The organism is Rhodoferax sp., assembly GCF_025354435.1.
Classification (GTDB): Bacteria; Pseudomonadota; Gammaproteobacteria; order Burkholderiales; family Burkholderiaceae_C; genus Rhodoferax_B.
On record NZ_JANXMU010000059.1, the window covers coordinates 1 to 13,338 of the forward strand.

10 protein-coding genes and 1 pseudogene are annotated in these 13,338 nt (G+C 61.7%); 2 read left to right on the forward strand and 9 right to left on the reverse strand.

Annotation, left to right across the window (positions count from 1 at the left end):
* From Q0T48_RS15320 to Q0T48_RS15340, 5 genes and pseudogenes are all read right to left on the reverse strand, one after another.
* Window positions 1-693: pseudogene (locus Q0T48_RS15320) on the reverse strand (GNAT family N-acetyltransferase); the annotation flags it as partial.
* 109 nt (window positions 694-802) lie between these two features.
* Window positions 803-2,158 carry a phosphoglucosamine mutase gene (gene glmM / locus Q0T48_RS15325; protein WP_295957694.1) on the reverse strand — a complete coding sequence of 452 codons (1,356 nt, stop codon included), beginning with the start codon at window positions 2,156-2,158 and terminating at the stop codon, window positions 803-805.
* Window positions 2,159-2,269: 111 nt separating this feature from the next.
* The gene (gene folP / locus Q0T48_RS15330; RefSeq protein WP_295957695.1) at window positions 2,270-3,118 is read right to left on the reverse strand and encodes a dihydropteroate synthase; all 849 of its coding nucleotides are present in this window, start codon (window positions 3,116-3,118) and stop codon (window positions 2,270-2,272) included.
* Window positions 3,119-3,184: 66 nt separating this feature from the next.
* The gene (gene ftsH / locus Q0T48_RS15335; protein ID WP_295957697.1) at window positions 3,185-5,107 is read right to left on the reverse strand and encodes an ATP-dependent zinc metalloprotease FtsH; all 1,923 of its coding nucleotides are present in this window, start codon (window positions 5,105-5,107) and stop codon (window positions 3,185-3,187) included.
* A gap of 107 nt (window positions 5,108-5,214) precedes the next feature.
* Complete coding sequence (locus Q0T48_RS15340) at window positions 5,215-5,934, reverse strand: RlmE family RNA methyltransferase (RefSeq protein ID WP_295957699.1); 720 nt, start codon at window positions 5,932-5,934, stop codon at window positions 5,215-5,217.
* A 21-nt stretch (window positions 5,935-5,955) separates the two neighbouring features.
* Here Q0T48_RS15340 and Q0T48_RS15345 point away from each other — a divergent pair, with 21 nt between their 5' ends.
* Window positions 5,956-6,438, forward strand: a complete 483-nt coding sequence (locus Q0T48_RS15345; RefSeq protein WP_295957701.1) for a YhbY family RNA-binding protein — start codon at window positions 5,956-5,958, stop codon at window positions 6,436-6,438.
* 12 nt (window positions 6,439-6,450) lie between these two features.
* Here Q0T48_RS15345 and Q0T48_RS15350 read toward each other — a convergent pair whose 3' ends face one another.
* Genes Q0T48_RS15350 through carA form a run of 4 tightly spaced genes read right to left on the reverse strand, consistent with a single transcriptional unit; the run spans window position 6,451 to window position 11,784 of the window.
* On the reverse strand, window positions 6,451-6,864 hold the full coding sequence (locus Q0T48_RS15350; RefSeq protein ID WP_295957702.1) for a DUF4149 domain-containing protein: 414 nt from the start codon (window positions 6,862-6,864) through the stop codon (window positions 6,451-6,453).
* 5 nt (window positions 6,865-6,869) lie between these two features.
* Window positions 6,870-7,346 carry a transcription elongation factor GreA gene (gene greA, locus Q0T48_RS15355; RefSeq protein ID WP_295957704.1) on the reverse strand — a complete coding sequence of 159 codons (477 nt, stop codon included), beginning with the start codon at window positions 7,344-7,346 and terminating at the stop codon, window positions 6,870-6,872.
* 21 nt (window positions 7,347-7,367) lie between these two features.
* A complete protein-coding gene (gene carB, locus Q0T48_RS15360; RefSeq protein ID WP_295957706.1) occupies window positions 7,368-10,619 on the reverse strand; it encodes a carbamoyl-phosphate synthase large subunit in 3,252 nt (1,083 codons plus the stop codon).
* On the reverse strand, window positions 10,612-11,784 hold the full coding sequence (carA, locus tag Q0T48_RS15365; protein ID WP_295957708.1) for a glutamine-hydrolyzing carbamoyl-phosphate synthase small subunit: 1,173 nt from the start codon (window positions 11,782-11,784) through the stop codon (window positions 10,612-10,614). Before carA ends, carB begins: the two co-directional genes overlap by 8 nt.
* A gap of 241 nt (window positions 11,785-12,025) precedes the next feature.
* On the opposite strand from carA, the gene Q0T48_RS15370 reads away from it, so the two are divergent.
* Entirely contained in the window at window positions 12,026-13,318 is a 1,293-nt protein-coding gene (locus tag Q0T48_RS15370; RefSeq protein ID WP_295957710.1) for a sigma-70 family RNA polymerase sigma factor, read from the forward strand.
* The last annotated feature ends 20 nt before the right edge of the window (window positions 13,319-13,338 follow it).

Genomic DNA, 13,338 nt, shown 5'->3' on the forward strand with positions numbered 1-13,338 from the left:
GCTCGATAGGCAAGGCCAGGCGCGGCTGCACGTGGTATTCGATCGGGGCCATGTGCGTTTTTTGCAACTGCCGCCAAATGCTGGCCGCCGCATCACCCCCCACCACGCCGTTGTGCAGCATGGGGATGCTGGCGCAGCCGACCATGGTGTCCAGCTCGTTGCGCTGCATGAACTCGGCAGCGCGCCCCACAGGGCCAGAATCACGCCGCCGTGGCGGTGGTCGGCGTGCACGCAGCTGCGGCCCAGTTCCACCATGCGGCTGCGCAGGTTACGCAAGCGCACCAGATCAAATTCGGTATCGCTGTAAGTACTGCCCACGCGCTTGGCCTGCACCGGGGTCAGCACCCGGTAGGTGCCAATCACGGCGTTGCTGGCCACATCGCGCACCAGCAGGTGTTCGCAAAAATCGTCAAACAAATCCACGTCGTGCCCTGGCAGCCGGGTGGACAGGCGCGCGCCCATCTCGACGGCAAACACCTGGTAGCGCAGGCGTTGGGCTTCCCGGATTTCGTCCTGGTGCCGCGCCCAGGACACAGCGATGCCCGTGGCAGGCTGCGCCTCGACACGGGGGCTGGGCACAGCCACCCGCTCGTCACGCCTGTGCAGCGCCCCGCGCAGCAGGGATGCCGGATGGAACGCCGACACCAGAGAAATAGGCGACAGCGCGAAGGTGGGGGTGGGCAGTTCTTTCATGGACTTCTCCTGTGTGTAGGAGAGAGTCTGAAAGCGGGGTGTGACGCAGGTGTGTAAGTTACGTGGCGGTTGTGTGACACACCCCTGCCACGCCCTCCTTGGGGGCGAATTACCGCAGCGTAGCCGCAATCCGCTCCGCACAGGCCTGCGCCTGGGCCGCATCGCGCGCCTCGACCATCACACGGACCAGGGGCTCGGTGCCGCTGGCGCGGATCAACACGCGGCCGTTGTTGCCGAGTTCGGCTTCGGCGGCTTTGGTGGCCAGGGGGAGCTGGGTGTTGGCTTTCCAGTCTTGGCCGGGCTGGAGGCGCACGTTGATCAGGGTTTGCGGGAACAGGGTCAGGTCGGCCAGCAATTCGGCCAAGGTCTGACCGCTGCGCACGCAGGCTTGCAGGACCTGCAGCGCACTGACCAGGCCGTCGCCGGTGGTGTGCTTGTCCAGCGCCAGCAGGTGGCCGGAGCCTTCGCCGCCCAGCAGCCAGCCACGCTTTTCCAGCTCTTCCAGCACGTAGCGGTCGCCTACTTTGGCTCGGACCAGTTCTACGCCCTTGTCTTTCAGCGCCAGCTCTACAGCCATATTGGTCATCAGCGTGCCGACCACGCCAGGCACAGCATCGGCCGCGCGTTTGCTGGATGACTTGCCGCCGCGCGACAAGCGCTCTTTGACCATCAAGTACAGAATTTCATCGCCGTTGAACAGGCGGCCATCGGCATCGACCATTTGCAGGCGGTCGGCATCGCCGTCCAGCGCCACGCCGAAGTCGGCACGGTGGGCTTTGACGGCATCGACCAAGGCCTGGGGATGGGTAGCGCCGACTTTTTCATTGATGTTGATGCCATCGGGTGCACAGCCGATGGCAATGACTTCAGCACCCAACTCGTGGAACACCTTGGGGGCGATTTGGTAGGCCGCACCGTGGGCACCATCGACCACGATGCGTACGCCCTTGAGGGTGAGGGCGTTGGGGAAGGTGCTTTTGCAAAATTCAATGTACCGGCCGGACGCGTCTTCCATGCGACGTGTCTTGCCGAGCGAGGCGGAATCGGCCCAGACCGGCGGTGTGTCCAGCGCGGCTTCGACCGCGAGTTCCCAGGCATCGGACAGCTTGGCACCCTGTGCGCTGAAGAACTTGATGCCGTTGTCAGGGTATGGGTTGTGGCTGGCGCTGATGACCACACCCAGGCTGGCGCGCTGCGCACGGGTCAGGTAGGCCACACCGGGCGTAGGCAGAGGGCCGAGCAGCACCACGTCCACACCGGCGGAATTGAAGCCGGATTCGAGCGCGCTTTCCAGCATGTAGCCAGAGATACGGGTGTCTTTGCCGATCAGCACCGTGGGGCGGGCTTCGGTTTGCTTGAGCACGCGGCCAACCGCATGGGCCAGGCGCAGAACGAAGTCAGGGGTAATGGGGTGCTTGCCTACGGTACCGCGGATGCCATCGGTGCCGAAATATTGACGGGTCATTGTTTTCCTTTTATTTTTGGACTCGGCCTGCGCAGCACATGCAGGCCTGGCCGGTGAGGATTGTGCGGGTGATTACACCGCAGTTGGCTCTAATCTGGATACATTGTGTATTCAGACACGCGCCGCATCCCAGACCTTGAGGGCCTGCGCTGTTGCGGCCACGTCATGGACCCGCACCACGCGTGCACCGCGCTCCACGGCCAGCAAGGCTGCGGCCACGCTGGGCACCAGGCGCTCCCCCGGGCCGAGGGGAACATCGGCCATACCAGCCAGCGACGATTTACGCGACCAGCCCACTAGCAGCGGGTATCCCAAGGCCAGCAGCGCTTGCTGGCCTGCCAACAGGGCAAAGTTTTGGGCTACGGTTTTGCCAAAGCCAACGCCAGGGTCCAGCACGATGCGGGTCTTTTCTATGCCTAGCGTAGACAACGCCTGCGCATGCTGCTCCAAAAACGATAGCACCTGCGTGACCACGTCGCCTTGCATGGGTTCGGCCTGCATGGTCTGCGGTTCACGGTGCATGTGCATCAGGCACACGCCGCAAGACGGGTGCTGTGCCACTACATCCGTAGCGACCAACGGATGGGCCGGGTCGGTCCAGCGCAGGGCGCAGATGTCGTTGAGGATGTCTACGCCGGCATCCAGCGCGGCCTGCATGACCTGGGGCTTGTAGGTATCGACCGAAATCGGCACGCCCAGTGTGGTGGCAGCCCGCAGCACCGGCAACAGACGGGCCAGTTCCTCCTCCACCGGCACCGGCTGTGCGCCGGGGCGGGTGGATTCCGCACCAATATCCAGAATATGGGCACCATCACGCAGCAACTGCTCGCAGTGCGCCAGGGCAGCCGAGGTGCTGGCATGTTGCCCACCATCAGAAAAGGAGTCGGGGGTGGCATTGACGATGCCCATCACCTGGGGCTGGGCCAGATCAATGCGAAAGCGGGTGGTTTGCCAGAGCATGGGAGTTGAGAAATTATCAGAAATAGAAACGGGGCCCAAAGGCCCCGTTATCGAAATCACAACAGCTTATGCAGCAGTGTGTGCAGGCTCTACCGCCACCACGGGTGCGCCACCACTGCCACCGTTGCTGCCGCCACCGGTAGGCGTGCGGGGTGTCCAGTCTTTCGGTGGACGGGGCTCGCGCCCGGCCATGATGTCGTCAATCTGCTCCATATCGATGGTTTCCCATTCGAGCAGCGCCTTGGCCATGGCGTGCATTTTGTCGCTGTTGTCTTCGATCAGCTTGCGCGCCAGGGAGTACTGCTGATCGATGATGCGGCGCACTTCGCTGTCGACCTTTTGCATGGTCTGCTCGCTCATGTTGGTGGTCTTGGTGACCGAGCGGCCCAAGAACACTTCACCTTCATTTTCGGCGTAAACCATGGGGCCCAGCGCATCGGTCATACCGTAGCGGGTCACCATGTCGCGGGCGATGGAGGTAGCGCGCTCGAAGTCGTTGCTGGCACCGGTGGTCATCTGGTTCATGAACACTTCTTCGGCGATACGGCCACCGAACAGCATGCTGATCTGGCTCAGCATGTATTCGCTGTCGTAGCTGTAGCGGTCTTGGGCGGGCAGGCTCATGGTGACACCAAGGGCGCGGCCACGGGGGATCACGGTGACCTTGTGCACCGGGTCGCACTTGGGCAGCAGCTTGCCGATCAGGGCGTGGCCGGACTCGTGGTAGGCCGTGTTGCGACGCTCTTCCTCGGGCATAACCATGCTCTTGCGTTCGGGGCCCATAAGGATCTTGTCCTTGGCCTTTTCAAAGTCTTGCATTTCCACCACGCGGGCACTGCGGCGGGCCGCCATCAGCGCGGCTTCGTTGCAGAGGTTGGCCAGATCAGCACCCGACATACCGGGCGTGCCACGGGCAATCACGTTGGGGTTCACGTCCTGGCTGACCGGAATCTTGCGCATGTGGACAACCAAAATCTGCTCACGGCCGCGGATATCGGGCAACGTGACATAGACCTGGCGGTCGAAGCGACCGGGACGCAGCAGGGCTGCGTCCAGAATGTCGGGGCGGTTGGTGGCAGCCACCACGATCACGCCGAGGTTGGTTTCAAAGCCGTCCATCTCGACCAGCATCTGGTTCAGGGTTTGTTCGCGCTCGTCGTTGCCACCACCCAGGCCGGCACCGCGTTGGCGGCCCACGGCATCGATTTCATCGATAAAGATGATGCAAGGTGCATTCTTTTTGGCGTTTTCGAACATGTCGCGGACCCGGGCAGCGCCCACACCGACGAACATTTCCACGAAATCAGAACCGCTGATGCTGAAGAAAGGCACTTTGGCTTCGCCTGCAATGCTCTTGGCCAGCAGAGTTTTACCGGTGCCAGGAGGGCCAACCAACAGCAGACCGCGTGGAATGCGGCCACCGAGCTTTTGGAACTTGGCCGGGTCTTTCAGAAAATCAACAACTTCCTTGACTTCTTCCTTGGCTTCGTCGCAACCGGCCACGTCGGCAAAGGTCACAACGTTATTGTTCTCGTCCATCATGCGGGCTTTGCTCTTGCCGAAGCTGAACGCCCCGCCCTTGCCGCCGCCCTGCATCTGGCGCATGAAGTACACCCACACGCCGATCAGCAGCAGCATCGGGCCCCAGCTGACCAGCAGGGTCATGAGCAAGGAGCCTTCTTCGCGGGGTTTGACATCGAACTTGATGTTGTTGGCGATCAGGTCGCCCACCAGGCCGCGGTCGAGGTAAGTGGCATTGGTGCGGATACGGCGGTCGTCATTGGTGACGGCCACAATCTCCGTGCCGCCCTGACCCTCTTGGATGGTGACGGATTTGATGTGTTTGCTGCGTACTTCGTCCAAAAAGTCCGAATAGCCCACATAACCAGAACTCACACCCGCGCGGGTGTCGAACTGTTTGAAAACCGTGAATAGCACCATCGCAATGACGAGCCAGACGGCAATTTTGGAAAACCACGGATTTTTCAAGCAAGGCTCCGGTAGGAAAGACTTCAACGTAAGTGCGTACTATTTTAGGCGTTTCAAGTGCCCATACGGCAATTCTTGACTATGGCGGCCATAGGGCCAACAAGGGTTTAGGCGGTTCCTTGGCCGTTTTCAGGCTCTATTTGTGCGGTTTTGGGTGCGATTTTCAAGCCCACGCCGACCAAAAAGGTTTCGGTCGATTTGTCGCGCGAAGCTTTGGGCTTGATGGGTTTGACCAGGTTAAAGGTCTGCTTGAACAGCTTCACCAGCGGGTCGTAGGCCCCGCCGTGGAACAACTTGACCACCAGTGCCCCCTGGGGCTTCAAGTGGCCGTGGCAGAAATCCACCGCCAGTTCGACCAGGCCCTCGATGCGCGCGGCATCGGCGGCGTGGATACCCGACAGGTTAGGCGCCATGTCCGACAGGATCACGTCGGCCAGTCGCCCGTCCATGGCCTGGGTCAATTTGCCCAACATCTCGTCCTCACGGAAATCGCCCTGGAAGAACACCACACCCTCCACCGGCTCCATGGGCAGCAGGTCGATGGCGATGATGCTGCCATTGAGCGCGCCTACCGCCGCACCGCCACCCGCCGCCGTCTTGGGCGACAGCTTGCGCCGCACGTACTGGCACCAGGCCCCGGGGGTAGAGCCCAGATCGACCACCAGATGGCCAGGCTTGATGAGGTGGAAAGTCTCGTCAATCTCCTTCAATTTATAGGCTGCGCGGGCACGGTAACCCTCGCGTTTGGCCAACACGACATAGGGGTCGTTGACGTGGTCGTTAAGCCACGCCTTGTTGACTTTTTTACTTTGTGTTTTAACTTTCATCTTGGCCTTGATAATACGCACATGTCTCAAATACAACTTACCCCTGCCCAGCGCAAGGTGCACCGCGCCGAAGCCCACCATTTAAACCCTGTGGTGATGGTGGGCAGCGACGGTTTAACCCCCGCTGTCGTCAAAGAAGTCAACCTCGCGTTGAACTCCCACGGCCTGATCAAGGTCCGCGTTTTCTCGGACGACCGTGTCGCCCGCGAAGCCATGTTCCTGGCCCTGGCCGAAGAACTGAGCGCAGCCCCCATCCAGCACATCGGCAAGCTGCTGGTGCTGTGGCGCCCGCAACCCGAAATCACCAAGGAGCGCCGGGTGGACGAAGACCGCATGGCCGGTCCACGCGATTTCAAGGTGCTCAAACACAGCACCCGCGGTGGCCAACGCCCTGAAGTGAAAACTTTGCGCGTGCTGGGCAACCAGCGTTTGACCGCAGGTGGCACGGTGAAACGCGCCAAACCAAAGCCAAAGACCAGCCTGAAAAAGCGCAGCCAGACCTGATCTAGCCCTGGTCTAGGCGCGTTGGGCCGACACTTTCCAGAGTGTCGCGCCCGCTGCCAGCCATTGCAGCAGGTACAAGGCACTGCCCAGGCCGTGCCACAGTTTCAAGTTCTCCCGCGCCACGATGTGCGGCGAGATAGCAAACTCCACTAGTACTGCCGCCAAAAACCCGAATGCTATAAAAATAGTAGCTGCATGCGTAGGTGCTATCTGCGCTAGGCCCTGTTTTGATCTAAAAATCAACAGCAAGACCAGCGTGCAGGCCATCGACAGCCAGGTCTGCGCCGTGAACAGCTTGGCGGCCATGCCACCGGCCATGGCCGGGGTAGGCAGTACCGCAAACAACATCGGCACCACCATGAAGCCCAGCGTGCTCAGACTGCCCCACCAGAGGGCTGCCAGCAGCACGGGCAAGCGTTGGCGCATCGCTATCAGATGTAGCTGACGGCGATCACCTCAAAGCGCTTGATGCCGCCAGGCGCATTCACCTCGGCGGTGTCGCCCACTTCCTTGCCTATCAGGGCGCGGGCAATGGGGCTGGAGACGTTGACGCGGCCCAGTTTGAGGTCGGCCTCGTCTTCGCCCACGATCTGGTACTGCACGGCCTGCCCGCTGTCTTCGTCTTCCAGATCGACCGTGGCACCGAAGACCACACGGCCACCGGCATCCAGGCTGGTGGGGTCGATGATCTGGGCCACCGACAACTTGCCTTCGACCTCCTGGATGCGGCCTTCGATAAAGCCCTGGCGGTCTTTGGCGGCTTCGTATTCGGCGTTTTCGCTCAAATCGCCCTGGGCGCGGGCCTCAGAGATGGCGTTGATCACCCAGGGGCGCTCCACCGTCTTGAGCTTGTGCAATTCGGCTTTGAGCGATTCCGCGCCGCGTTTGGTGATGGGTAGGGTAGACATGGTTACAACTCCAAATACGGCTTAAGCCAACAACTGCGCATGCATTTCCTGTACCGAGATGACCCCGAGGTCGTCCAGGTATTGCATGCCTTCCACCGCCGCTTCGGCACCAAAAATGGTGGTGAAGGTGGTAACGCGGGCTAATAAAGCCGATGTACGGATGTGGCGCGAATCGGCAATCGCATTGCGGCGCTCTTCCACGGTGTTGATGACCAAGGCAATCTCGTTGTTCTTGATCATGTCCACGATGTTCGGCCGGCCTTCGGTGACCTTGTTGACCGTGGTGCAGGTAATGCCTGCAGCCTGGAAAGCCGCCGAGGTGCCCTTGGTGGCGATCAAATCAAAGCCAAGCGCAGCCAAACCACGCGCCACTTCCACGGCACGCGCCTTGTCGTTGTTTTTAACCGACACAAACGCCTTACCCGAACGTGGCAGCTTGGTGCCCGCGCCGATTTGCGACTTCACAAAGGCCTCGCCAAAGGTCTTGCCCACGCCCATCACCTCGCCGGTGGACTTCATCTCGGGGCCGAGAATCGTGTCCACACCGGGGAACTTGACGAACGGGAACACGGCTTCCTTGACGCTGAAATACGGCGGCGTGACTTCCTTGAAGATGCCCTGCGCGTCCAGCGACTGGCCGACCATGCAACGCGCGGCCACCTTGGCCAGCTGGATGCCGGTGGCTTTGCTGACAAAAGGCACAGTGCGCGAGGCACGCGGGTTCACTTCCAGCACGTAAATCACGTCCTGGCCGTCCACATGCTGGATAGCGAACTGCACGTTCATCAGGCCCACCACCTTGAGCGCGTGCGCCATGGCCGTGGTCTGACGTTTGATTTCGGTCACCGTAGCGGCCGACAGGTAGTACGGGGGCAGCGAGCAGGCCGAGTCGCCGCTGTGCACGCCCGCTTGCTCGATGTGCTCCATCACGCCGCCAATGAATACGCGCTGGCCGTCGCAAATCGCGTCCACATCGCATTCGATGGCATCGTTCAGGAAACGGTCCAGCAGCACCGGCGAATCGTGGCTGACCTTGACGGCCTCGCGCATGTAGCGCTCCAGATCGCGCTGCTCGTGGACGATTTCCATCGCCCGGCCACCCAGCACGTAGCTGGGGCGCACCACCAAGGGGTAGCCCAGGGCGGCGGCTTTCTCCAGCGCTTCGGGCTCGGTACGGGCCGTGGCATTGGGTGGCTGGCGCAGGCCGAGTTCGTGCAGCAGCTTCTGGAAGCGCTCACGGTCTTCGGCCGCGTCGATCATGTCGGGGCTGGTGCCGATGATGGGCACGCCATTGGCTTCCAGATCGAGTGCCAGCTTCAACGGGGTTTGGCCGCCGTACTGCACGATCACGCCAAAAGGTTTTTCCTTGTCGACGATTTCCAGCACGTCTTCCAGCGTCAGCGGCTCAAAGTACAGTCGGTCGCTGGTGTCGTAGTCGGTGGACACGGTTTCGGGGTTGCAGTTGACCATGATAGTCTCGTACCCGTCTTCACGCATCGCCAGCGCGGCGTGCACGCAGCAGTAGTCAAACTCGATGCCCTGGCCGATGCGGTTCGGTCCGCCGCCCAGCACCATGATCTTCTTTTTGTCGGTAGGCGCAGCTTCACACTCACCACCTTCGGCCTCGTAGGTCGAGTACAGGAAGGCGGTGTCGGTGGCGAATTCGGCCGCGCAGGTGTCCACGCGCTTGTACACCGGGCGCACGCCAAGCGCGATGCGCTTTTGGCGGATGGCAGTGTCGGTGGTCTTGAGCTGTTTGGCCAGGCGGCGGTCGGAGAAGCCTTTTTGCTTCAGCGCGCGCAGGGTGGCGGCATCGATCTCGTCGAGGTGTTTGGTTTCCAGCTCCAGCTCGATCTTCACGATCTGCTCGATCTGCACCAAAAACCAGGGGTCGATCTTGGTCAGGGCGAACACTTCGTCCACCGTCCAACCGGCGGCAAACGCGTCGCCCACGTACCAGATGCGCTCGGGGCCGGGCTCGCCGAGTTCTTTTTCCAGCACTTCGCGGTCCTGGGTTTTCTCGTTCATGCCGTCCACGCCCACTTCCAGGCCGCGCAGGGCTTTCTGGAAGGACTCCTGGAAGGTGCGGCCCATGGCCATGACTTCACCCACCGACTTCATCTGCGTGGTCAAGCGCGAATCGGCAGTGGGGAATTTTTCGAACGCAAAACGCGGGATCTTGGTGACCACGTAGTCGATGCTGGGCTCGAAGCTGGCCGGGGTGGCACCGTTGGTGATCTCGTTGCGCAGCTCGTCCAGCGTGTAGCCCACGGCCAGCTTGGCCGCCACCTTGGCAATCGGGAAACCCGTAGCCTTGGAGGCCAGTGCCGAGGAGCGCGACACACGCGGATTCATCTCGATCACCACCATCCGGCCATCTTCCGGGTTGATGGAGAACTGCACGTTGGAGCCACCGGTGTCCACGCCGATTTCGCGCAGCACCGCCAGGCTGGCGTTGCGCAGCAGCTGGTATTCCTTGTCGGTCAGGGTCTGGGCCGGGGCCACGGTGATGGAGTCACCGGTGTGCACGCCCATCGGGTCCAGATTTTCGATGGAGCAGACGATGATGCAGTTGTCGGCAGTGTCACGCACCACTTCCATTTCGTACTCTTTCCAGCCCAACAGCGACTCTTCGATCAGCAGCTCGTTGGTGGGCGAGGCTTCCAGGCCGCGCTTGCAGATGGTTTCGAACTCTTCCGAGTTGTAGGCAATGCCGCCGCCAGTGCCGCCCAGGGTAAAGCTGGGGCGGATGACGGTGGGGAAACCCAGGGTCTTTTGTACCGTCCAGGCCTCTTCAATGCTGTGCGCAATGCCGGAACGGGCCGAACCCAGGCCGATCTTGGTCATCGCGTCCTTGAACTTCAGACGATCCTCGGCCTTGTCGATTGCTTCGGGCTTGGCACCGATCAGCTCGACCGGCTTGCCGGTGGCCGCGCCGGTGTACTTGGCCAGCACGCCGTTGTGCCACAGGTCCAGCGCGCAGTTCAGCGCAGTCTGGCCGCCCATGGTGGGCAAAATAGCATCGGGGCGCTCTTTGGCGATGATCTTCTCAACCGTCTGCCAGGTGATGGGCTCGATGTAGGTAACGTCGGCTGTGGCCGGGTCGGTCATGATCGTGGCGGGGTTGCTGTTGATCAGGATGACGCGGTAGCCCTCCTCGCGCAACGCCTTGCAGGCCTGCACGCCGGAGTAGTCAAACTCGCAGGCCTGGCCGATGATGATCGGGCCAGCGCCAATGATCAGGATACTTTGGAGGTCGGTCCGCTTAGGCATTTTTTGTTGTCTCCATCAGTGCGGTAAAGCGGTCAAACAGGTACGAGATATCGTGCGGGCCGGGCGAAGCTTCAGGGTGACCCTGGAAGCAGAACGCGGGCTTGTCGGTACGGGCCAGGCCTTGCAGCGTGCCGTCGAACAGGCTGATATGGGTGGCGCGCAGGTTGGCGGGCAGCGTGGCCGCATCCACCGCAAAACCGTGGTTCTGGCTGGTGATGCTAACGCGGTCGTTATCCAGGTCTTTGACCGGGTGGTTGGCACCGTGGTGGCCGAACTTCATTTTGAAGGTCTTGGCACCGCTGGCCAGGGCCATGATCTGGTGGCCCAGGCAGATGCCGAAGGTGGGGATGCCGGATTCGATCAACGCTGCCGCAGCGGCAATCGCGTAGTCGCAAGGCTCCGGATCGCCGGGGCCGTTGGATAGGAACACGCCGTCTGGCTTGAGCGCCAGCACTTCGGCGGCGCTGGTTTGCGCGGGCACCACGGTGACCTTGCAGCCGCGACTGGCCAGCATGCGCAGGATATTGAACTTGACCCCAAAGTCGTACGCCACTACATGGAAACGCGGCGCGTCCTGGTTGCCGTAGCCGCCGACCAGGTTCCATTCGGTCTGGGTCCAGACGTAGGCTTCCTTGGTAGAGACCACCTTGGCCAGATCCAGGCCCGCCATGCTGGGGGCCGCCTGGGCGGCAGCCACAGCCTGGGCCACGCGCTCGGTCGAGATACCCTCGCCTGCGGGCAACGCCAGGATGCAGCCGTTTTGCGCGCCATGGGTGCGCAGGTGGCGGGTCAGCTTGCGGGTGTCGAGGTTGGCGATAGCGACCGTCTTTTGCTGGACCAGGTAGTCCGACAAAGTGAGGTGGCTTCGGAAGTTGGAGGCGACCAGCGGCAGGTCTTTGATGACCAAACCGGCGGCATGGACACGTGTGGCCTCCACGTCTTCCACATTGATGCCGGTATTGCCAATGTGCGGGTACGTCAGGGTGACGATCTGCTGGCAGTAGCTGGGGTCGGTGAGGATTTCCTGGTAGCCGGTCATGGCGGTGTTGAACACCACCTCGCCAACGGTGGAGCCGGGGGCTCCAATGGAGTTGCCAACAAAGACCGTGCCGTCTGCGAGCGCCAAGATGGCGGATGGGAAGGTTCCCTTGAGAGACAAAAGCACTGGGTTCTCCGAAATAGTTACGGGTACGCCCAAGCGGTCCAAGAGAAAACTCTTGCAAATGCTCTGGAAGGGGGTTCGGTAAGACCGGCGCTAGGCGTACGTGGATGCGGGAAAGCCCACGATTATATCGCCGTCTCCCGCGCACTTGGGCCCAAACACGGTATTTTCCCTAGTCGACCGCCCCGCACCAGTAGCCTCAATTGAGAATGATTCTCTTTACTAGATGTATCATCCGCGGGCCATGGACATCTCCGCCGCCTCAACCCGCAGACTGCTCGACGGTTTTGACCAGAACTACCAGGAAGTCGTGCGCTTCCTGGCCAAACGCACCGACAGCATGGACGAGGCCCGTGCACTGGCACACGACACCTGGCTGAGAATTGCCGAGCGCAAGCCCACCACCGATGCAGATATCCAGCTAGGCGATCCGCGGGCCTACCTTTTCACCGTGGCACACAACCTGGCCATGAACCATTTCCGCCGTGTCCACTGGCTGCGGACCTACCTGCACGAGCGGGAGCAGACTGAAGGCCTGTGTCCCACACAGACACCCGATGTTGCCGAGGGTGCCATGTACCGCCAAGCCATCACAGCCGTCGAAGCCGTGCTGCACGCCTTGCCCGAGCGTTCGTGCGACGTGTTCCTTGCCCACCGCCTGCATGGGGAAAGTCAGATGCACATCGCCACCCGACTGGATGTGTCGCTCAACACCGTAGAGCGCGACATCATCCTGGCAACAAGACGCCTCGAAACCGCATTGCACGCTTGGCGCGGAACGCCGCCAACAACAGGCCGCGAAGCCCCGGTCATGCGTACCAACCGCCGCAAGTCCTTGGCCGCGTTACTGGGCATCTTTTCCATCGGTGCCACAGGCGCGGCCCTCTGGCAACACCTGCAGCGTGAGGCCATGCGCTGGCAAACGGCGCTGGTGACACCCCGTGGCCGCTCGCTGCAGCAGGGCTTGCCGGACGGCTCCCAGATCACACTGGACGCACATAGCAGGCTGGACGTGGCCTATTCGGCGGAGAGCCGTGCCGTGCATTTATTGCAAGGTGCGGCTTTCTTTGCCGTGCAGCGCGATCCGGCCCGCCCGTTCACCGCACAGGCGCTGGATGTGCGGGTCACCGTGCTCGGCACCCGTTTTGGTGTCGAGATGGAAAACGCAGACACAGTGCTTGTCCAGGTGGAAGCAGGCCACGTGCAGGTTCAGGCCGGCACCCACAGCTATGACCTGCTTGCAGGCCAAAGCCTGCGCATCCGACCAGGCCATGCCACAGCTGTCACGGCAGCTGCTGTCGTGCTGTGGCGCAATGGCACGCTGGTCTTCGACGCTGTACCTCTGGCAGATGCCGTAGCAAAAGTGGCCCGGTACGCACCGTTCGACCTGCGTACGGCCGCATCGGCCGGGGGACTGAAAATCAGCGGCACCCTGCGCATTGCGGATGCCCACGACTGGTTGACCGCCCTGCCCTGGGTATTGCCAGTACAGCTCGTCAAGCTGCCCGGTGGGGGCATGGAAGTCGCCGCGCGCTAGGCCCGCACTTTTTATTCAAA